This window comes from Bacillus sp. z26, from assembly GCF_058313635.1.
The window spans coordinates 86,422-108,758 of the sequence record NZ_JBZFQM010000001.1 but is presented as its reverse complement, the minus strand read 5'-3'; the positions used below and the strand labels follow the sequence as shown (position 1 = coordinate 108,758).

General features: G+C 37.3%; 22 protein-coding genes. 18 read left to right on the top strand and 4 right to left on the bottom strand.

Annotated features, from left to right (window positions below; genetic code table 11):
• Window positions 1-67 precede the first annotated feature (67 nt).
• Window positions 68-586 (top strand): NUDIX hydrolase, encoded by a 519-nt coding sequence (locus AC4G3K_RS00455; RefSeq protein ID WP_491132092.1) that lies wholly within the window; start codon window positions 68-70, stop codon window positions 584-586.
• 177 nt (window positions 587-763) lie between these two features.
• On the opposite strand, the gene AC4G3K_RS00450 is transcribed toward AC4G3K_RS00455, so the two are convergent.
• Both AC4G3K_RS00450 and AC4G3K_RS00445 read right to left on the bottom strand, forming a co-directional pair.
• Entirely contained in the window at window positions 764-1,072 is a 309-nt protein-coding gene (locus AC4G3K_RS00450) for a hypothetical protein (RefSeq protein WP_491132091.1), read from the bottom strand.
• Window positions 1,073-1,133: 61 nt separating this feature from the next.
• Entirely contained in the window at window positions 1,134-1,703 is a 570-nt protein-coding gene (locus tag AC4G3K_RS00445; RefSeq protein WP_491132090.1) for a biotin transporter BioY, read from the bottom strand.
• A gap of 197 nt (window positions 1,704-1,900) precedes the next feature.
• On the opposite strand from AC4G3K_RS00445, the gene AC4G3K_RS00440 reads away from it, so the two are divergent.
• Window positions 1,901-3,433, top strand: a complete 1,533-nt coding sequence (locus tag AC4G3K_RS00440; RefSeq protein WP_491132089.1) for a hypothetical protein — start codon at window positions 1,901-1,903, stop codon at window positions 3,431-3,433.
• 97 nt (window positions 3,434-3,530) lie between these two features.
• On the opposite strand, the gene AC4G3K_RS00435 is transcribed toward AC4G3K_RS00440, so the two are convergent.
• A complete protein-coding gene (locus tag AC4G3K_RS00435; RefSeq protein WP_491075308.1) occupies window positions 3,531-3,815 on the bottom strand; it encodes a hypothetical protein in 285 nt (94 codons plus the stop codon).
• Between AC4G3K_RS00435 and helD the strand changes: the two genes are divergently transcribed.
• The 7 genes from helD to AC4G3K_RS00400 all read left to right on the top strand — a co-directional run bounded on the left by helD (window position 3,801) and on the right by AC4G3K_RS00400 (window position 11,430).
• Entirely contained in the window at window positions 3,801-6,143 is a 2,343-nt protein-coding gene (helD, locus tag AC4G3K_RS00430; protein ID WP_491132088.1) for an RNA polymerase recycling motor HelD, read from the top strand. The genes AC4G3K_RS00435 and helD overlap by 15 nt on opposite strands.
• Before the next feature lie 129 nt (window positions 6,144-6,272).
• On the top strand, window positions 6,273-7,181 hold the full coding sequence (locus AC4G3K_RS00425) for an ABC transporter ATP-binding protein (RefSeq protein WP_491132087.1): 909 nt from the start codon (window positions 6,273-6,275) through the stop codon (window positions 7,179-7,181).
• A complete protein-coding gene (locus AC4G3K_RS00420; protein ID WP_491132086.1) occupies window positions 7,178-7,933 on the top strand; it encodes an ABC transporter permease in 756 nt (251 codons plus the stop codon). Before AC4G3K_RS00425 ends, AC4G3K_RS00420 begins: the two co-directional genes overlap by 4 nt.
• A gap of 26 nt (window positions 7,934-7,959) precedes the next feature.
• Window positions 7,960-8,862, top strand: coding sequence for a DUF1848 domain-containing protein (locus AC4G3K_RS00415; protein WP_491132085.1), 903 nt, complete (start codon window positions 7,960-7,962; stop codon window positions 8,860-8,862).
• A 47-nt stretch (window positions 8,863-8,909) separates the two neighbouring features.
• On the top strand, window positions 8,910-9,770 hold the full coding sequence (locus tag AC4G3K_RS00410; RefSeq protein WP_491132084.1) for a CvfB family protein: 861 nt from the start codon (window positions 8,910-8,912) through the stop codon (window positions 9,768-9,770).
• Between the two features lie 10 nt (window positions 9,771-9,780).
• The gene (locus AC4G3K_RS00405) at window positions 9,781-10,341 is read left to right on the top strand and encodes an HAD-IA family hydrolase (protein WP_491132083.1); all 561 of its coding nucleotides are present in this window, start codon (window positions 9,781-9,783) and stop codon (window positions 10,339-10,341) included.
• Between the two features lie 465 nt (window positions 10,342-10,806).
• Window positions 10,807-11,430: an ECF transporter S component gene (locus AC4G3K_RS00400; protein ID WP_491132082.1), complete on the top strand. Its 624-nt coding sequence runs from the start codon at window positions 10,807-10,809 to the stop codon at window positions 11,428-11,430.
• Window positions 11,431-12,060: 630 nt separating this feature from the next.
• Here AC4G3K_RS00400 and AC4G3K_RS00395 read toward each other — a convergent pair.
• Entirely contained in the window at window positions 12,061-13,653 is a 1,593-nt protein-coding gene (locus tag AC4G3K_RS00395) for an ABC-F family ATP-binding cassette domain-containing protein (RefSeq protein WP_491132081.1), read from the bottom strand.
• 356 nt (window positions 13,654-14,009) lie between these two features.
• Here AC4G3K_RS00395 and AC4G3K_RS00390 point away from each other — a divergent pair, with 356 nt between their 5' ends.
• From AC4G3K_RS00390 to AC4G3K_RS00350, 9 genes are all read left to right on the top strand, one after another.
• Entirely contained in the window at window positions 14,010-14,897 is an 888-nt protein-coding gene (locus tag AC4G3K_RS00390) for a 3D domain-containing protein (RefSeq protein ID WP_491132080.1), read from the top strand.
• 246 nt (window positions 14,898-15,143) lie between these two features.
• Window positions 15,144-16,238, top strand: coding sequence for an SEC-C metal-binding domain-containing protein (locus AC4G3K_RS00385; protein WP_491132079.1), 1,095 nt, complete (start codon window positions 15,144-15,146; stop codon window positions 16,236-16,238).
• A gap of 166 nt (window positions 16,239-16,404) precedes the next feature.
• Complete coding sequence (locus AC4G3K_RS00380) at window positions 16,405-16,962, top strand: mismatch-specific DNA-glycosylase (protein WP_491132078.1); 558 nt, start codon at window positions 16,405-16,407, stop codon at window positions 16,960-16,962.
• A 236-nt stretch (window positions 16,963-17,198) separates the two neighbouring features.
• Entirely contained in the window at window positions 17,199-17,399 is a 201-nt protein-coding gene (locus AC4G3K_RS00375; protein WP_066103471.1) for a cold-shock protein, read from the top strand.
• Window positions 17,400-17,481: 82 nt separating this feature from the next.
• Window positions 17,482-17,679, top strand: coding sequence for a cold-shock protein (locus AC4G3K_RS00370; RefSeq protein WP_491075295.1), 198 nt, complete (start codon window positions 17,482-17,484; stop codon window positions 17,677-17,679).
• A gap of 345 nt (window positions 17,680-18,024) precedes the next feature.
• Window positions 18,025-18,663 carry a GTP pyrophosphokinase gene (locus AC4G3K_RS00365; protein WP_491132642.1) on the top strand — a complete coding sequence of 213 codons (639 nt, stop codon included), beginning with the start codon at window positions 18,025-18,027 and terminating at the stop codon, window positions 18,661-18,663.
• 97 nt (window positions 18,664-18,760) lie between these two features.
• On the top strand, window positions 18,761-19,177 hold the full coding sequence (locus AC4G3K_RS00360) for a CBS domain-containing protein (protein WP_491132077.1): 417 nt from the start codon (window positions 18,761-18,763) through the stop codon (window positions 19,175-19,177).
• A 272-nt stretch (window positions 19,178-19,449) separates the two neighbouring features.
• Complete coding sequence (locus AC4G3K_RS00355; protein ID WP_491132076.1) at window positions 19,450-21,768, top strand: helicase C-terminal domain-containing protein; 2,319 nt, start codon at window positions 19,450-19,452, stop codon at window positions 21,766-21,768.
• A 12-nt stretch (window positions 21,769-21,780) separates the two neighbouring features.
• Window positions 21,781-22,257: a dCTP deaminase/dUTPase family protein gene (locus tag AC4G3K_RS00350; protein ID WP_491132075.1), complete on the top strand. Its 477-nt coding sequence runs from the start codon at window positions 21,781-21,783 to the stop codon at window positions 22,255-22,257.
• Window positions 22,258-22,337 lie beyond the last annotated feature (80 nt).

The window sequence follows — 22,337 nt, the reverse complement described above, 5'->3', positions numbered from 1 at the left end:
ATTAATATTTTAGGGGTAAAATGGAATACATTAAAATGTTACTAATAACAGAAAAATGAGGTACTTTATGGAATTGTGGGATGTTTATGATTTAAATCGAAATAAGACAAATCGTACTTGGGTTCGCGGAGAAGAATTGCAAACTGGTGATTTTCATCTAGTTATTCATGTGTGCATTTTTAATTCCAAGGGGGATATGCTCATTCAACAAAGGCAATCATTTAAAGAGGGATGGCCAAATTTGTGGGATCTTACAGTAGGGGGAAGCGCAATAGCTGGGGATACAAGTCAAATGGCAGCACAAAGAGAATTGTATGAAGAGATCGGGTTGAAATTAGATTTTCAGCACATGCGTCCTCATTTAACAATTCACTTTGAGAAGGGCTTTGATGACATATATTTAATTGAAGAAAATGTGCAGTTACATACGCTTACTTTACAGTATGAAGAGGTACAAAATGTCAAATGGGCAAGCAAGGAAGAAATCCTGACTCTGACTAGAAATGGAGAATTTATTCCTTATTATGAAAGCCTTATTCAATTACTATTTGATAGCCGAAAACAGCGTGGGACCAATCGGAGGTAATAGAGTAAAGGTTGACCATAGATTAGTTACCCAATTAAAGAATCTACTTCAGCATATGTTGTAACAATCCAGTCCTAAGGGAAGAAGCAGGTTATCAATCTTAATAAAAAGTATAGCATTATTAAGATATTTTCATATGGAGAAGGAATCATGAGCATAAAGTAATGATTCCTTCTTTTATAGAGTTATATCAATATTTTTTAGTTGTTCTATCAGATGTTGTTTAGTCACTTTACCTTCTAGCTGAAATTGTTGGGGGTAACATTCAGGCTGAAAGATTTCTGCTCCGTTATCCATCCATTTCATTCTATAGGCTGTATGAGTATCATCTATCTGCATAAAAACTCCTTCACATATCTCTACGTCATCATCATCTCCAAATTGAAATCGACAACATGGGCAAATTTCAAATGAAGGCAGATTATATTCATCATAAGCTGGATCATCTAGCTCATTAAACCCGCATACAGGGCACGTATAGCTCATCCGCTCACCTCATTTTTCAAATAATGATATTCAGGCAATATTAATAGATACTCACACCCATTCAAAGGGAAGAGTATCTTTTTGTTTTGGTCGGCAATAGTTTGGCAGATTTCAGGCGCTGTCTTATCGTGATGCCAAACCATGCGGCCAGGAAAGCTTTGATGATGCCAACTGGTAAAAAAGGATAAATGCCTGTAACTAATGCTTCTTGCCATGAGAGTGATGCATATAGTTTTAGCCAGATGGATCCAATGGCTAGGGTGATAGACATCCCTATCAGGTTCGCAATAAACGCTTGACGATATGTATAGGATGTTTTTTCTACCCATAACCCAATCAGAAAGGCGGTAGGAATGAAGCCGATTAAGTAGCCGCCTGTTGGGCCAAATAAAATGCCAAATCCGCTTGTAAATTGGGAGAATACCGGTAAGCCAATCAGACCAAGTGTTAAATAGACGAATACGGTAATCATGCTGAGTCTGGAACCTAGTATAGTTGCAACAATCCCAATGGCTAATGTCTGTCCTGTAATCGGAATCAGAGGCAAAGGGATGGTTACTTGGGCTAACAGACAGATTACAGACGCACACATTGCTACGAGAACGAGCTTTTTCGTTTTGTCTTGTGTCATTAATCCTCACCTCAACCAGTAAATAAGTAAACTAATATAGATGTAGGTTAACATATTCCACATGAAGTTTACAAGATTTGTATGATGGGGTGAATAGAGATTTAAACTGTATAAAATTTTTTGGAAATTATGCCAAATAAAACCAATATAGTGATATATTTATATGAGTATAAAGATCTAAATTAAGGGGGATTCTTTTGAATAAAAAAGCCATAATTATACCATTCATTACTGCTTTTATGATGTTACTGCTCTATTATATGTACAATGTAAAACTCGAAATTACTTTGCCTGATGATGGTTGGGGGAGATCAACCAATTTGAAAGCTTCATCCAAATTTCCAGTGGATTATTATAGTTTTCAAAAAGAGGATCAGGTACACGTTTTTATGCCAGATGAGATGGATGTTTCTCATAAAGTATTTGATCAAAAATATAACATCCTAAAAGAAGAATCCATTCAAGCCGAAGTGGTACCGGGAGATCCGATTTGGGCTTCTGAAAATCAATTTATTTATATGGATAATCATAAGTTAACCATCAACCAGGATGGAGCCGATAGGGTAATCGCTCAAGAAATCAGCTCTTTTTCACCAACCCATACTGGAGTCCTCTTTTGGAATCAGAATGAACTAAAAGAGTATAGTGCAGACACAGGCGAAATTAATCATATACATACATACGAACAACCTATTTATACAGCCATCCAAGCGAAAAATAAAGATTCTATTTTTATAGGGCTACAAATTTCTGATATGGATATCCATTTTTATTCGTTGCAAAATGATAAATCTAAAAAAATCCTCGAGTATTCAGCAAGCGGGGGAGAAACGATTGAAAATATTGTTTATGATGCAAGTGGACAAAAAGCTACAGCCATTATCGAAAAATATGTCATGGCTCAGGGGCAAAGGGCTTATCAAGCATTGGAATTGAGTTTTGATTTGGCGACTTCAAAGATTGAAAAAAATGAGAAGTATACTTTTTATAATGAGCAGGATGGAACTGAGTTAGACAGCCCTCGCTATTTACAAATTTCTTATCAGGAAGAAAAACCGGGTATTTTATTTGTTGCTGAGGGTAATCGAGTGGGAAAACGATCCGGTTATAATGTTTACTACGCCACGCAGCAAAACGGTGCTTGGGTAGCCGAGAGGAGAAGTAATACGGAAGACACTCCAGCTAGGCCGCAATGGATTGATCAAAATTTTATCGCATGGCAAACGTTTGATGGTAAGGAATATGTGTTGAATGGGACAACAAATAATGAAAGCTACATCGATTCTTCGCAAAAAATAACAAGCAACGATTATATATCGGCTCTATATTATTTTATATCGGGCATATTCAGCGGCTTTTTTATGCTGGTGCTGGGGATGGTATGGCTTGTGCCTCCCCTGGTCTTTTACGGAATCCTGTCGTTTATCAAGAGTGATATTTTTGAAAGGAATGAGCGCAGTTGGGTGGAACCCGTGGGAATTCTCCTTTACGTATTCACGATGATTTATATGCTGAATGAAGTTTTATCAGAAAGGTCATTCTTTGCGGCTCCGTCATATCTTAACTTCGATGGCAGTTTGATTATATGGCCATTACTCATCAGCATCGTCACGTATTTAATCTATCGATGGGTAATGAATCAGGATACTGGTTTATTTACTGGCTTATTTTACTATATTGGCTATAATTTATTAGTTATGACCTGTTTATTTGGGCCATACTTATTGTAAATACTGATTAGAAGAATACCAGGCAATCATGAAACGGTTGTCTGGTTATTTTTTCGTTTGAAACTCACAAAATAAAAACCCTCTAAATCAAAACAATTTAGAGGGAGAACTCATCACGCGGTTTGTATAAATCTATATAGAAAAAGGGTAAGTCCGGATTGTTTTGAAACATTCGTTTACATATGTTGTAATGACTTAAAAATTCATCGAATAAGAGAAGATCAGGAGAATGAAAATCATAGCAGGTTAGAAAGTCTTCCATCATCTTAAGAGTATCAGGATCATCCAATAGTCCATGAATATCAAGAGGCACTTCAAATTTTTCATAAAGAGAATTCAATCCGAAATCTGAAAAGAGTAAAGCTATTTGTCTTCTGTACATGATTCCACCTCCAGTAATAGTATGATGAATCGTTTTGCCTTTCAAACAGACAATCTAAAAGTTTTTAAAGAAAGGATAGGTGAGAGAGTGACAAACAGCAGGAACCAGGAGATTAAAGAGGAGAAACAACGGCTCGAATTTATAAAAAAATACATGCAGGTTGTAATTGATACAGCTGAGACCAACAAAGAACAATTTATGGAAAAGATGAAGGACATCTTTAAAGATGAAGACTGGGTAGAGAGTGCGGGATATTCACAACTTTTAACAAGTGCCAGTTTCTATCAGCTATCAAGGTCCGAACTGGAAAGTCTCATTAAAGCAATACCTAAACCATATTTTGCGCGGGTTGATTTCACTTCTCGTGAGGCTGGGGGTATGGAGAAGCTTTATTTTGGAAAGACATCCTTATTCCAGCGGGACAATCAGGAGCAATTGATTATCGATTGGCGTTCGCCTATTGCTAACTTATATTATGAAGGCCGCCTGGGAGATGTGAGTTACACGTCAGAAGGCGAAAGCTATGACGGTACTATCAGTTTGAAACGGCAATTCATGATTGAAGATGGTGAGTTGCTCGACTTACGGGATATCGATGTGACGACCGTGGACGAATTATTGCAGGAGTCTCTTGCCGGCAGTTCGGCAAATCGCTTAACAGAGATTGTCGCAACAATTCAGGAGGAACAGAATCAAATCATACGAGCGGATTTAAATAAACCTATTATAGTGCAAGGGGCAGCAGGCAGCGGGAAAACAACGATTGCTCTGCACCGGATTTCCTATTTTCTGTATCACTATAAAGATGTTTTTGAACCTGAGCAGTTATTAATTTTGGCTCCAAGTTTTTTATTTATTGATTATATATCAGAGGCCCTTCCGGAACTCGGTGTGGAGAAAGTAAGACAAAGAACTTTTCATGGATATGTGGAAGAGGTGTTGGGGAAGAAAATTAAATTAGCAGAGGATACCAAGCTGCATGATATCCTAAAGGATAAACAATTGGTGCATTTATCAAGCATGAAAGGTTCCTCTCTTTTTCAGGAGATATTGGACCATTATATAGAAGAAATCAAAACCGGCTTAATGGTGCATGAGGATTTTCGTGTTGATAAGTTTAAATTGTATACGGCCAAACAGTTTAATCATCTACTGTACAATGAATATACCTATCTGCCTCTTTATAAACGGATAGAAAAGTTAAAAAAGGTCTTACAAAACCAAGTTCGCCTGAATAAAGATGAAATGTTGAAAAAAGTGATCCAGCATTATGATGTGAGAATAGAAAGGGCCTTAAACTGGAAGGGCGATGAGAAAAAGCGGAAGCAATACATTTCGCTGGCCTTGGATAAAAAAGAGGCGAGAATGAATGAACTCAAAAAGGAAATCAAAAAAGCCGTCCAGGATTATATGCGCTATTTTGATAAGAGGGATATATGGACACTTTATAAAGCGTTGTACAGTGACCCGGATAAGCTTGTACAATACTCTGATGATAAGCTCAGTAAAAAAGAGGCGGAAGAGCTTTGCAAAAGCAGTCAGCACATCTTTTCTAAGAAAAAATTTGAGCTTGAAGACTTGGGTCCTATCCTTTATTTATACGCAAAAATTTATGGGGTCAAGCCGGAGAAAAAGGCGAAGAATATCGTTATTGATGAGGCGCAGGATTATAGTTTTATGCAGCTGCAAGGGCTTAAAACAGCTCTGGAGACAGATATGTTTACCCTGGTTGGTGATTTAGCGCAGGGCATTCATTCCTATAGAGGGATTACGGATTGGGGCGAAGTAAGACAGGCCATCTTTCCAAGAGCCATTTACCGCGAGTTGAAAAAAAGTTACCGGACAACTGTAGAAATCATGAACGAAGCCAATCGATTATTAAAACTGCTTTCTGCTTCATTTCCAGAGGTTGAGCCCATTATACGGCATGGCGAGCCACCCATATTTATGGAAATAACTTCTGATGAAGAATGGGCTGGCCAGATTTCTGAGAAATTTAATCAATTGAAGGGAGAAAAATTAAATACATTTGCCATTATTACAAAAACAGATGAAGATGCGACTATCGTGTATTCCATCCTTCAAAAGCATACAAATTTAGACCTTTATTTACTTGAAGAAACGACCTCAATTCCAAAGGATAAACTAGTGATCGTGCCGTCGTATTTAGCGAAGGGTTTGGAGTTTGATGCTGTATTCGCAGTCACATATAATGAGGTATACTCTGCAAATCATGAGATCGATATTAAACTATTGTATGTAGTCATGACCAGAGCTCTTCACCGTCTGATTTTAATGGGAAAACAGAAACGGGCATTTATTCTCTGACACATGTTAGAGTAAATTGTTCGTTTTTCTATGAATTAAGGAAAATGCCTTTTCTGCTTATAGGTAACCTCGTTATAAGTAGTGTAAAATGGATAAGTAGATTGACTAGAGAGGAGGTTACAATGGGGTATGAACAGTACCGTACTAGAGATTAAATCAGTAAGCAAACAAATAGCCGGTTCTGATATTCTAAAAGATATCAGTTTTACTATAGAAGAAGGAGAAATTTTTGGCTTAATTGGACCAAATGGAGCTGGAAAAACAACGTTAATTCGTCTGATTTGCGGACTGATGAAGAAAAATGCCGGTGAGATTCGAATCATGAATCACGAGATCGGAACATCATTTGTGCAGGCCATTCAGCATGTAGGAGCAATCATTGAAAATCCATCCTTTTATCATGATTTGACCGGCTGGCAAAATTTGAAGTTGTTTGCCAATTTATATCCGAATGTATCTTCTGATAGAATAGGAGAGGTTGTTGAGTTAGTTCATCTTTCAGAACGAATTCATGATCAAGTACATACATACTCGTTAGGAATGAAGCAAAGGTTAGGAATTGCCCAAGCTATCCTGCATAAACCAACGATTTTGATTTTGGATGAACCGACAAACGGATTAGATCCGGAAGGCATGCATGATTTGCGCAACCACCTTCTCTATCTAGCTAAAGAAGAGAATATATCTATTCTTATTTCCACTCATCTTTTATCTGAGGTTGAAATGCTCTGTGACCGAATTGCGATCATTAAAGCCGGGGAATTGCTTGAGGTAACAAGCGTGAAGGCTGACAAGCGGTTGCTGGTAATCGAAGTCGATGATGTGCAACGTGCTTTTACAGTATTAAACACTGATTTTGATGTTATATCACATACGGAAAGCCAAATTCGGTTATCTATTGAAAAGAAGGACATTCCGTTGCTTAATGAAAGGCTTGTTATGAATAAAGTGAGTGTGTATCAACTTGCATATGATCAAAATCAACTGGAAAGCACCTTTCTAAAGACCATTTCTATGAGGGAGAAGGGAATATCATGATCTCATTGCTTTATAATGAACACTACAAACTCGCAGGCAAGAAAATAGTCAGATTCTCTTTTTTGGTTATGCCTTTGTTGATTTCCGTATTGCCGTTCTTTTTTACAAAATTAATCAAAGGAACAGACGGAAATGTAATGGACTTTATGTCTGTGCTTTCCAATTTCCTGATCATTACCGTATTTCTAGCCATCGGGTTGGCGGGCAGTATATTGGCGGATGAATTTCAATCAGGCACAATAAAACTGTTATTAATCAGGCCAAGAACAAGGTCGATGGTTTTATTTGCTAAATGGCTTACGGTCCAATTGTATGGTATATATTTATTAATCAGTACATTTATCTTTTCCTGGATTATTGGGGGAATCGTATACGGTTTTGGAGCCGGTGATGGTCTCATGTTCCAAAAGGTATTATTGACTTATGGGATTACATTCTTGGAATTAATGCTGATTTCAACCTTTACATATGCAGCTTCTGCCGTATTTAAAAACAGCGCTTTTTCTATTGGAATTGGGATGGCTGCCTTATTTGGCGGGAAGCTTGTAACAGAGGTAGCAGAGTTGTTGGAGCTGTCCATCGGGAAAATTCTGCTCTTTGCCAATACGCAGTGGGACCAATACTTATTCGGTAATACACCGATCCTCCCTGGAATGTCGCCCGGCTTTTCTATTATCATTCTGATCATGCATTTCATTTTCTTTTATGGTGTTGCTTGGTTTTTCTTTGCAAAAAGGGATGTAACAGTATAAAGTAAAGGCCTGAAAGGGTGAGAGTGATGATTATAAGCGCCAGTAGGAGAACTGATATTCCTGCCTTTTACTCTGAGTGGTTTATGAACCGAATCAGGGAAGGTTATTATATGAAGGTAAATCCTTTTAATCGTCATCAAACAAAGAAGGTTTCTCTTTTGAAGGAGAATGTGGATGCAATTTGTTTTTGGACAAAGAATCCAAAACCGATGAATCCATATATTCCTGAACTGATGGAGATGGGACATCGTTTGATGTTTCAATATACTTTAAATGATTATCCAAAAGACATTGAACCGGGAATGCCGAGTTTATCTAACAGAATTAAAGAGTTCCAGTATATATCGGATTTAATCGGACCGGATAAAGTGATTTGGCGATACGACCCCATTGTGTTAAGCAATAAAACAAATGTTGAGTACCATATCGAACGATTTACTTATATAGCAGAACAATTGTCTGGTTTTACAAAGCGTGTAGTGATCAGTTTCCAAGATTTTTATACAAAGACAAAAGGAAGACTGGCTAATCTTGAAAAAGTGGAAGGCTATCAATTTCAAGACTGGCTAGAACCTGCCAGTCGTTCCGATTTAAATAAATTGGCCAGTATCATTGGTTCAGTTTCAAAGCAATATGGGATGATGCCGGAGACATGTTCAGAGATTATTGACTTAGATCTATACGGGATTAAACATGGAGCTTGTATTGATAAAAATTATATAGAAGATGTATTTAACCTGCAGTTATCCGGTACCAAGGATAAATACCAGCGGGCTGAATGTGGGTGTATGGTGGCAGAAGAAATGGGTTCTTATGATACTTGCCCATTCGGCTGTGTTTATTGCTATGCGGTAAGAAGCCCAAAACTGGTGCAGACAAATAGACAAAAACATGATCCCAAAAGTCCTTATTTACTCCTGAATGGGTAAAATAATGATAGACTAAAGGATCGAGTAAAGGAAGCGGTGAAGAGTTAATGAGTTATTTACAACCAGGTATTAAAGCAACATTAACAGTGGAAAGGGAGGTTCCGTTCGGGTTCTTTCTTTCAAATGGAGAAGAAGATGTTTTGCTCCACACGCATGAAATCGTTGGTGAAATTGAAATCGGGCAAGAAATAGAGGTTTTCCTATTTCATGATAAAGAAGGCCGCTTGACAGCCTCCATGAAACTTCCAACGATAACCGAAGGCGAATATGATTGGATTCCAGTCGTGGATGTACATCCAAGCCATGGGGTTTTTCTTGATATCGGTCTACAAAAAGACTTGTTAATATCCAGTGACGATTTACCAAAATTAAAAAGCTTGTGGCCAGAAGTCGGCGATCAGCTCTATGTTACATTAAAGGTTGATAATAGAGGCAGAATGTTTGGACGTCTGGCTACTGAAACAGTTGTTCAGGAATTAAGCCAACATGCTCCTGAATCATTGAAAAATAAAGATTTTGAGGGAAGAGCGTATCGTTTGTTAAAAGTAGGAACCTTTATTTTAACGACAGAAGGGTACCGCTGTTTCATTCATGAAAGTGAACGTGCGAATGAACCAAGGCTTGGTGAATTGGTAAAAGGCAGAATCACAGAGGTGAAGCCAGATGGCAGTACAAATGGCTCGCTCTTACCACGTACGCATGAACGCCTTGATGAAGATGCGGAAGCTATCTATACCTACCTTGAAAGCCGCGGAGGCAGTATGCCTTACTGGGATAAATCTGATCCAGAGTCTATTCAAAAACGTTTTGGTATGAGTAAAGCTTCTTTTAAACGTGCTCTTGGCCGATTAATGAAGGACCGCAGAATTACACAAGAGGATGGCTGGACAAAGATTACGAAACAATAAGGTGATATGAATGAATATACTTTGGGATTTTGATGGCACTTTATTTGATACGTATCCAGGATATGCGAGAATGGTTAAAGGTGCAGTGGATACAACTCGATCGGAGGAAGAAATCTTTTCCTTATTAAAGGTGTCGTTTGGACATGCGTTTAAGGAACTGGGACTTACCGAGGAACAAATCAAACATATTCATAAGCTTGAAAGGCAATTAAAACCTTTGGATTTTAAACCCTTTCCCGGTTTGAAAAAGGTATTAGAGGCTGCGGATTTAAATGTCATTATGACACATAAATACCGTGAAGGTGCCGAGAGCATTTTAAAAGCAAACGGAATGGATCAATATTTCACAGAAATCGTAGCCATAGATGACGGCTATCCAAAGAAACCTCATCCGGCAAGTTATCAGTATCTGCATGATAAGTACAGTATTGATCTCGCGGTTGGTGATAGGGAGTTAGATATTTTACCTGCCAAAAGTATTGGGATTAAAACCTGCTTATTTCAGAATGATACGCCCGGTGCAGATTATTATGTAGACAGCTATGATACGTTTTTTGATATTGTTAAATAGGTAAAATTGATATCAAGAAGAATAGACAGGTGGAGAGAAGAACAAATTGTTCTTTCCTACCTGTCTTTTGTTTTTGTAGCGAAATGTTAACTAATTTATTACTGAGTATGTAATAAATTGTATTGGAAAGTATGTAAATAAGAGCTTCCGAACATCTTTTAGATTAAAATGAATAGTAAAGTCTGCATTATGAGATTTTAAATAGCAATTATAGAGCGGATTTCATGAATAAAAGAGCCGATTGTGAGCATAATCCAGCCGAAAGGAGCAAGAATAGAGCCAGTTCTGATAAAAATCCAGCCGATGTCAATAATAATAGAGCGGATTTGTTTTTTTACCTGATACGGGTTTTATTTATCATTCTCAAAGGAAATATCTTTACTTTCGAAATCATTTATCCTTATAATTTAGAATACTACCCTTAATGTATTTAATGAAATTTGATTACTGAAGGAGCCTAGAAAGTTGAAAATAAAAGATTTTACTTTAACAGCCATTTTTTTATCTATTATTCTATTATTTGCTTTCACGCCAATTGGGTTTATCCATTTAGGTATCATTAAAGCGACGCTAATTCATATTCCAATTATTATAGCCTCTATTATACTAGGACCAAGAATTGGTGCTTTCCTGGGGCTAGTATTCGGATTCACAAGTATTGCGGTCAATACGATTTCACCGTCACTCTTATCATTTGCGTTTTCACCGGCAATTCCTGTATTGGGTACAGATCAAGGGAGTCTTTGGGCATTGTTTATTGCCCTTGTACCCAGAGTCGTAATTGGGTTTATACCTTACTACATTTTCAAAGCATTTCGTAAGGCTATAGAGAAGAAAAAGTCCATTCAAAAAACAGCAATATTTACAACGGCCGTACTATCAACTTTTATTCATACATTTTTGGTAATGGGTTTTATTTCTATACTATTTCAAGACGCATATGCTCAAGCTATAAATGCTGATAGCACAAGTGCCATCTATAAAGCTGTTTTAACTGTATTTTTCACAAATGGACTTGCTGAAGCAGTCCTTGCTGGAGTGGTAACGATGGCGGTGGTTCCAGCTTTATTAAGGATATCGAAAAGATAATTTTTTATTAGAATCTTTACGTAAGTACATTTGTTTAATATCCATCGTGAAAAAGCCAAAAATAAAGAAGGAATTCAGAAAATGGATACTATCGAACCATTCTGAATTCCTTTTTGTCTACAATCTGAGAGATAAGCTTTTGCTATCTCTACTTCCTCTATTATTTAATTGATACACGACACAATAGGAGTATTAACTAGCTCCATCTATTTTTTAGGCCCTATATAGTTAATTATATTTGTTAAAAACACCGGGAATTTCTTTCGTACACCGAGAAATCTTATATAAAACGCAGTGTCCTATTTTCTGCAGAATGGGTGAGACTCCTGCGGGAAGAACAAGCGTATCAAGACCCCACAGCGCTTAAGCGCGAGGAGGCTTGATGCTTGCCCGCGGAAAGCGAGCCCATTCTGCAGAAAATAGTGTTAACGAAATGAAAAAAACGTAGACAATGTCTCCCTAATATAAGGGCTTTGTCTACAGTCTGAGAGATAGCAAAAGCTGTCTCTCTTTTTTTTAGAAAACAGTCAAATAAAAAAACCTGAGCCAGTGGAATACTGGGCTCAGGTCTTTGAATTAGCCTAACTATCATATATCTAACCTTCTAGGGTCAGATCATTTCGAATCCAATTATTTTTTAACTGCTTCTAAATACTCATCATACGACATTTGTTTGTCGATGATGCCATCTGGTGTGATTTCAATAATACGGTTTGCAATCGTTTGGATGAACTGGTGGTCATGAGATGTGAAAATCATGGCGCCTTTGAAATTGATCATACCATTATTGACTGCCGTGATGGACTCCAAGTCAAGGTGGTTAGTCGGTTCATCTAATAGAAGAACATTTGCACCGCTAAGCATCATTTTAGATAGCATACAGCGGACTTTTTCTCCACCGGACAGAACTGAAGCTTTTTTCATAACTTCTTCCCCGGAGAAGAGCATTCTTCCTAGGAAACCACGCAGGAATGATTCGCTTTCATCCTGTGGAGAGAATTGACGAAGCCAGTCCACTAGCGTCATGTCATTACCTTCGAAGAATTCAGAGTTATCTTTAGGGAAATAGGATTGAGAAGTGGTTACTCCCCATTTAAATGATCCTTCATCTGCTTCCGTTTCACCCATCAGGATTTTAAACAGAACTGTTTTAGCATTGTCATTTTGACCAATTAAAGCAATTTTGTCATCTTTATTCATAGTAAAACTTACATTGTTCAGGACCTTTTCTCCATCGATTGTTTTGGAAAGACCTTCAACACGTAATAGGTCATTACCGATTTCGCGTTCAGGAGTAAAGTGAACATATGGGTAACGGCGGGATGATGGTCGGATATCATCTAATGTGATTTTTTCCAATAGTTTTTTACGGGAAGTGGCTTGTTTGGATTTAGATGCATTAGCGCTGAAACGGGCGACGAATGCTTGTAATTCCTTAATCTTTTCTTCCTTTTTCTTATTGGATTCGGATGTTAATTTCTGTGCCAATTGGCTGGACTCGTACCAAAAATCATAGTTACCGACATACAGTTGAATTTTTCCGAAATCAAGGTCCGCAATATGCGTACATACCTTATTCAAGAAGTGACGGTCATGGGATACAACGATGACCGTGTTTTCAAAGTTAATTAAAAACTCTTCTAGCCATTGAATGGCTTTAATGTCAAGGTGGTTGGTAGGCTCATCGAGTAATAATACATCCGGCTTACCAAATAGAGCTTGTGCAAGCAATACTTTCACTTTTTCTCCACCATCAAGATCAGCCATTTTTTTGTTGTGTAACTCTTCTGGTATACCTAATCCTTTAAGTAGGATTGCAGCATCAGGCTCTGCTTCCCAACCATTCAGCTCAGCAAATTCACCTTCGAGTTCTGCAGCTCTCATACCATCTTCGTCGGAGAAGTTTTCCTTCATATAAATAGCATCTTTTTCTTTCATGACTTCGTAAAGTCGGGCATGGCCCATGATGACTACTTGAATGACTTCAATGTCTTCAAATTCAAAGTGGTTTTGCTTTAAAACAGTGAGACGCTCACCAGGGCCTAGACTAACATTGCCTGATTGAGGCTCAAGTTCACCTGATAAGATTTTAAGAAAGGTAGATTTTCCGGCACCATTGGCTCCAATTAATCCATAGCAATTTCCAGGTGTAAATTTAATATTTACATCTTCAAACAATTTTCGATCTCCAAAGCGAAGACCTACGTTATTTACAGTAATCATTTATTTCATTTCCTCCGTTTGCTGGTATCTAGCAAATTATATCATCACATGTACATATTTTGAAAGAGATGCAGTGCAATCAAGCGAATAAAACAAGAATAGGTGATTACTGTGTGGTAATTTATGTTAAATAAATAAGTGTTCATGAGAAAGGTGAACAATTTTGGAATCAGTACTATCAATGTGATAAGCGTTTACATATTTAAAATTCTGTAAACTTGTTACATTTCTGTAATATTGTTGACATAGTTGTAACGGGTTTTACATCTGTTTGTCCTTAACAATTAGTTTTTCTATTTGGTAGGATGATTTCTGTTATTCATCATGAAAAATTTAAAGGAGGTTAGGTTTAACCGATGAATCAACTACTTATTGCATTATTAGTTTCAACGTCACTTGCAGGAGTTGTACAAAGTGGCTTTGTTTCCTCAAATAATGCAAATGAAAATCAAGTTATGAATCAGCAACCTTCAACCAAGATAAGTCAGGTAGAGATGACAGCTTTATCTGATTATAAATATATAAATAGGGCGGCAGAAGAAACAAGCTCAACTTATATTCCGTTTAATAAGGAGGAAACAATCCCATCATATACGGCATTTTATTCTGAATTGAAGGATAATCCAGATAGCAAACGGAATGTCCAACAACATGGTTTTGATGAATCAGCCAACGTGGCTAATAAACCAAAACCAGAACAAATAAATAAAGATAACAAAACGGAAGAGATAGATGAAATCTCTCCAAGCACAGAAAAAACTGAAAAAGGTAAGGAAAACAAGACTGGTGAAACTCTTGTAGCTGATGAAACTATTAAGTTGAACACCCCTAATGATAAAGAGGATAAAACAATTAATGAGACTACCGAAAAGCCTAATACAGAACAGGAAACTGTAAACGAGGAAGCGAAAGAAGAGGTACAGGCATCCTCGGGTCATTCTGAACAGGAGGAAAAAGTACTTACCGTTAAAGCAACCGCCTATACGGCTGATTGCGAAGGCGGCACCGGTGTAACATACACTGGCATAGACCTTAAAGCGAATCCGAATCAGAAAGTAATCGCGGTTGATCCAAATGTAATTCCACTTGGTACTAAAGTTTATGTAGAAGGATATGGGCATGCGATTGCCGCGGATATAGGAGGAGCAATCAAAGGGAATAAAATTGATGTCTTTATTCCTTCTCAAGCAGAGGCGGAAGACTGGGGTATAAAAACGGTTGAAGTGACAATATTTGAAGATTAATAGTGATTATAAGTAAGTCCAAAAAGCAATCCAGCAGTGTCTGGGTTGCTTTTTACTATCTATTCTATTAAAAGAATAGTAGTATCAATAGCATATGTTTTTTTCCATACATAAATGAAAAAATATCAGGTATTAATTGTGGGAATAGAGTGACAGTTTATTTTTTTCGAGATTTGTAGTAAAATCAAAGTCTTTGACAGGGAATTATTATATAATTAGTTTTTGAATCAATATGGAGGAATTCTGATGACAACCGCAACTGTAGATGAATATAATTTAGAGAATTTGCTAGATTCTTTAAAGATGGATGCTTTAAAGAATATCCGCAGAAATCTAAATTTGAAAAACATGAGTTCATTAAGAAAAAAAGAATTGGTAGCAGCATTGGCAGAGAAAATACCGGCGTCTGTGCCTGAAAAGGTTCAAATGATGGATCTACATCAATACACAGCTATTGTAGCGATGATGACAAAAAGCGGGATAATGCCAATTGAACAAATCGGGCTTGAAAATGTATTTTACTTATCCAGCATTGGATATATACACCCATCCAAAGTGGAAGATCAACCAGTGGTTGTAATGCCAACTGAAGTTATGAAACAATTTTACAACTTAAATCCAAAAGAAATTATGACTATTGTTAACCGTAATCAAAAGGTTTCAAACATCTTGTTTGGCTTGGTTCGTTATTATGGATTTATGGAGATTGAAAAAGCCCATAAATTGATTGAAGGGTATCTCCAGGAAGAAGTGGATATCGAATGGTTACACAATTATATCAGTTATTTAGAAGAATACTATGGGGATTTCCGCCTAAATGAACCGTATATCATTCATGAGACAATCAAAGAATTAGATGGATTTAAGCAGGCGCAGGCAAGCAGAGTTGGCTTGAAATATTACCCAATTCCAGCTGAAACTATGTTAAATGTGAACCGTTTTGAACCATTTGAAAGAACGGAACAATTGGTGGATCTTGTACACTATTTAAGTGATACATATTCACTAAAACAAGAAGAAGCAGTAGAATTGGCAGATCGCTTTATCTATAAAGTTCAATTTGGTGAATCCTTACCCGATGTGGTGAAATGGTTTGGAGAACAAGTTGAATTAAAGACGGAAAAAGATATTAATGTATTGGTTGAAAAAATGGTCACAGTCGTAAATAATACAAGACTATGGATTTTAAAAGGTCATACACCTTCTGAATTATCCTCTCCATCTGCTAATAAACCTGCAACTTCTGCTCCAGTAGAAAAAACTCAACCTAAAGTAGGCAGAAATGAACCTTGTCCATGTGGATCAGGGAAGAAATACAAAAAATGCTGCGGAAAAGCTTAATTTTATAAAAGGTAAATGCAAACACGGTGTACACTTAGTGGCTTTGGCTATCAATCGTACATCGTGTTTTGTTTTTTTCTGAAATGCTATAATGGCAGTGAGTACAGTTCTTTATCATCATACTTGAAATGAGATTAAATCATAGAAAAAAACAAGGAGGGATTGGATGGAGGATTTTGAATCTTTAACATTGCCTACATATATTAAGCCAGGGCTGGATATTGTATTTTGCGGAATCAACCCCGGTAGAATCTCAGCACTTAAAGGGTATCATTTTGCCAATCCGGCAAATTTGTTTTGGAAGGGGCTGTATTTAGGTGGGATTACGCCATATCAATTTAAGCCGGAAGAGACAGCAAAGTTGCTCGACTATGGGTATGGCATAACTGATATTGTCGGCAGAGCAACCCGTTCTTCATCTGATTTAAAAAAAGAGGAATATCTTGAGGGTGCCGCCGAATTAAGAGATTTGATCATCCAATACAAACCTAAATGTTTATGTTTCATTGGGATTACTGCCTTTCGTTATGCGACAAACCGCCATAAAGGAAAAATAGTACCGGGTCTACAGGATGGACTGTTTTATTCCACTCCCGATTGGGAGGGCTGCCATATTTTTGTTGTGCCGTCAACGAGCGGGGTAAATGCTCATTATACACGTGAAGAAAGAATAGGTTATTTCCGACAATTGAATGAGTGGAACAAACTCAAACAATCCAAATAAATGGGTATAATACCTGCAAAAAGAGCCATGCTATAATTAGAAAGTTGAGCACATTAATGACATTCTAGATTATTGACATTTCTGAAAATGTAGTGTATTATGATTAATAATGTTTAGCTATATAAAATTACCCGTAAATAGACATTCACTTCTTATAAAGTGTTCTCCTTTTTACAGAGCGGTACTTTTTATAGTAGGTGAATCTTTATTTATCACACATTTTTGGAGGAAACAAAATGAAAAACGGTAAAGTAAAATGGTTTAATGCAGAAAAAGGTTTCGGATTCATCGAAGTTGAAGGCGAAAATGATGTATTCGTACACTTCTCCGCTATCCAAGGCGAAGGTTTCAAATCTCTAGAAGAAGGCCAAAGCGTGCAGTTCGACGTTACAGAAGGCGCTCGTGGACCTCAAGCTGAAAACGTAATTAAACTTTAAGAAGTATGCTAATAAAGGCTATCCAATTGTAAGGGTAGTCTTTTACTACATAATTAACTTCTAAAAGAAAGGTGTGCCGGTTATGTATAATCGAAAAAATGTTGAGGAAATAATCCCTGAAGAAACGAAGGTGTGGGAATGTACTTCTGATGATTGTAAAGGTTGGGTACGTGACAATTTCAAAGCTACTGAAACACCTAAGTGTCCATTATGTGGTAGTGAAATGACAGAAGGAGTTAAAATGCTTCAAGCGATTAATAATCCTAGGCGGAACGATTAAGCCGTCCAGCTTTCTCGCAGAAACAGACCATTGAATTTGGTCTGTTTTTTTTATTGGCTTTGTTAAAGTTCATTGTTGATTTATTAGTTAGTTGATAGTTGTGGATGGCCTGATACTCCTTGCTTCGAAAAGCGGAGCCCTGAGGTAGATCCCGCAGGCGTAAAACGCCGTGGAGGCTCCCGTACTGCTCGCGGAAAGCGAAGGCCAGCAACAGATCTCAACATTTAAGTTTAGCAGAGCCTATTTATTAGATAGATGAGTGGGTCCTAAATGAAACCTATGGCTAGTTTTATTCGTATGTTGAGTTAATGAACACTACAGAAAAGAGGAATCACCCACGTGAATATGCCTGAATTACAAGAGTTAAATGAATGGAAGGAATTTTTAATTGGCTACAAATTTGCTTTGAGTGAAATGAATACGAAACTGGATATCTTAAACCAAGAATTTGAATTTATTCATCATTATAATCCGATTGAACATATCAAATCGAGAATGAAAAGTCCGCAAAGTATTATGAAAAAATTACAACGGAAAAATCTTGATATTACGATTGAGAATGCAGAACAACATGTCCGTGATATCGCAGGAGTTCGTATTTCCTGTTCATTTACAACTGATATTTACGCAGTTGTTGATGCTCTGGGGAAACAGGATGATATACATATTTTAGAGATTAAAGATTATATTAAACACCCAAAACCAAATGGATATAGAAGTCTTCATTTAATAACTGAAATACCGGTATTTTATACAGACTGTAAAAAATGGATGACGGTGGAAATACAAATACGAACGATCGCCATGGATTTTTGGGCAAGCCTAGAGCATAAAATTTATTATAAATTTGGTAAAGAGGTACCAGAACATCTCCTTATGGAGTTAAAGGAATCTGCGTCTATGATTGCTGAACTGGATGATAAGATGCTAAGAATTAATGAAGAAGTCCAGGTATTTAAAGATAAACTGAAGAGTGAAACCTAATTGTATGTTTATTTGTCAGTCCTTTCTAAAAAAATGTGTCAAATGTATTAAAAAAGGGGAAGATAAAAATAAAAGGAAAAAAGGAAGGGACAAATTCATGACAAACTTAAGAGATATTATGACAACAAATGTAGACTTTGTATCACCGGATAGTAATGTATATGAGGTAGCTTTGAAAATGAAGAATGACAATGTAGGGGTTATTCCTGTCTGTGAGGATGGATCTCTAATTGGCATTATTACGGACCGCGATCTTGTAGTAGATGGGATTGCTGAGAAAAAACCCGGTTCGACTAAAGTAATGGATGTTATGCATTTGAACGTTGTTACGGCCACCCCTGACACGACAGAGGAAGAAGCGGCAGCCATGATGGCACAGCATCAAATCAGACGTCTACCAGTTCTTGAAAACGGTAAGCTGGCCGGGATTGTATCATTGGGGGATTTGTCAGTCAGCAACACCGGTACTGATGAAGCTGGAGAAGCTTTGCAGGATATTTCTGAACAAGAGTAGGATGGAATCCAGTAGGGCCCACTGCATCACGAAAACCCAGTGGATAATTCTGCTATTAGTAGCTTACATTTTAGGACCTGAATATTTCTTTTCTTATGAAACAGGGGATTCTCTTTTTGGGAATGCCCCTTTTTTTACGCTGATTTTAATTACGATAAAATTAAAATAAGCAGAGTCTGTTTGGTGAAAGGTTTCTTTCACACATGTTAGTAAGAACGTTTGTGCCCTATATGGTATGATAATCGTACTAAGATCAGGATGGGTGAGTATATATGTTGGGGGAGTATCATATATCCATTAGACAGTTAGTTGAATATGTTTATCGGAGCGGTGATCTGGATAGTCGTTTTCGCACGTCCAGTTCAATGATTGAAGGGACAAGAATACATCAGGCTATTCAGGCAGAATATCAGGATAAAGATGAAAAAGAGGTACCACTGAATATGGTAAAGGAATTCGGGGGTATTTATTATGAGATTGAAGGAAGATGTGATGGGATTCTACATCGGCCGGAAGGACCAGTTATTGAGGAAATCAAATCAACGTCCGGGACTCTTGATGCGATTAATGAAAATACATATCCGGTTCACTGGGCTCAGGCGATGTGTTATGGGTATATCTATTGTCTGAATGAGAATCTTAAACAGATAGAGATTCAATTAACCTATGTACAAGTACTGACAAATCAAATACTTACATTTCGAAAAAGTGTAACGATTGATCAATTAGAACAATTTATGGTGAAGGTACTGACAGAATTCACGCCCTTTGCAGCTTTACAATTAAATATAAAGGAAGAAAAACTAATTTCAGCCGCACAAATCGAATTTCCGTTCACGGATTTTAGGAAAGGTCAGAGAAAGCTGATTGGAGCGGCCTGGAAAACGATGTCGGAAAAGAAAAATCTTTTTGCTTTAGCACCAACCGGCATTGGTAAAACGATTTCTTTTATTTTCCCATCCGTTAAAATGATGGCTGAAAATGACCATAATATCGAACGGATTTTTTACTTGACGGCTAAAACCATTACTAGACAAGTGGCTGAGGATACGGTAAAAATCCTGAATGGCCAAGGATTAAAAGTGAAAACCGTAACGCTTACAGCAAAAGATAAAATATGTATGAATCCAGATGGAATTTGTAACACGGATCAATGTATGTATGCTGAAGGCCATTTCGATCGAATCAATGATGCTGTTTTGGACATTTTAGAAAATGAGTCACTTATGGACAGAGAGACAATTCTGAAGTATGCTCACCGTCACCGCGTATGTCCGTTTGAATATTCGATTGAATTAGCATATCTCGCCGACATTGTAATTTGTGATTATAATTATATTTTTGATCCAAGAGTTTTCTTGAAGCGATTTTCGGATGAGCAAAGGAAACGGACTGTTCTTCTAGTGGATGAAGCTCATAATCTGGTGGAACGCGGAAGAGAAATGTTTTCTGCGGAGTTGGAAAAGAAAGTGTTTCTCGATATAAAGAGGGCATACAGCGGGTCTAATCCAGAGCTATCAAATGCAGCTAAAGTAATAAACGCTTTATTAATTCAACAGAAGAAAGAATTAGGGGATAAAAAATCAGCTGTATATTTGGACAAACCAGAAGAATTGCTGGAAGCACTCGAACTATTTGTCCTTTATGCAGGTGCAGAATTAACCCGGAGTGGAGTCAGTGACTCTTCCAATCATGGCGATTTATTGGAAATCTATTTTACATCTCAAAATTTTCTCCGGATTGCCAAGTATTATAATAAGAATTATATTACTCATGTGATAAAAGGAAGTAATAATCTGTCTATCAAAATGTTTTGTTTAGATCCTGCCTTAAATATGCAAAAGATGACGAAAGGATTTGCTGCCAAACTATTCTTTTCAGCTACTCTAACACCAATTGGCTATTACATGGATGCTCTGGGCAGTGAGGACGGGGATTACCGGATTAACATAGGTTCTCCATTTTCTCCTGAACAATTGGCTATCACGATTCAGCCACTCTCCACTCGATTTCATGATCGAGCAGCCTCAAGTGTTCTAATTGCCAAAACCATTAAAGCGGTAATCCGAAATAAAGGAAATTTTTTAGTGTTTTTCCCATCCTACCAATTTTTAACGATGGTAATGGAAGAACTGGAGGAATTCGAGGGTCCATCTAAAGTCTTGATACAAAATCAGGGGATGACTGAGCAGGAAAGAGAGGCTTTTTTGTCAGCTTTTGAAGAGGATTCAAACGTTCCTGTCATCGGTTTTACGGTATTGGGCGGAATATTTTCTGAAGGAATCGATTTGGTAGGGAATCGATTGAGCGGGGTAATCATTATTGGTGTAGGATTACCGCAAATAAATGAGGAGAGAAATTTAATTCGCGACTATTATAAGGCAGCCGGAAAAAACGGATTTGATTATGCTTATATTTATCCCGGAATGAATAAGGTGATGCAGGCGGCGGGCCGCTTAATACGAAGTGAGCATGACACTGGCACACTTACACTAATAGATGATCGTTTTTTAACCGAAAAATATCAATCTTTATTCCCGGAAATGTGGAAATCATTTAAAATTATTAAAAGCTACAAAGAAATGACATAAGAGGAGATTCATATGAGAGAGCAAAGAGTAAGAGGATTTGAAATCGTGAGTCCAGAGTATTTTAAGATTCAAATGAATAAGGATAAAATCAAGCTGCCACTGCGCGGTGATGCAGGATCGGCAGGCTATGATTTTTTTTCAAATGAAACAATCACACTGAATGTTGGTGAGAAGCATTTATTTTGGACTAATATCAAAACCTATATGAAACAAAACGAATTGTTGGAAATTCATATACGAAGCAGCCTTGGAGTCAAATATGGACTTGTTCTATCGAATGGTACTGGCATCATTGATTCATCTTATTATGGGAATCCTGAGAATGATGGAAATATTGGCATTTCTATTACCAATCGAGGAGAAGCGCCCGTGCTGATTAAACAAGGGGACCGGATTGCACAGGGTATATTTAAACAGTATTTATTAGCTGATGATGATCAAGTCTTGCATGCAAATAGATCTGGTGGATTCGGTTCCACAAAACGCTAAGCTGCGAATAGTGAATCATTTTGTTTCAAATATTAATCTTTCGGGTAAAAATAGGTAAATACATATCTATATTAGAAAGA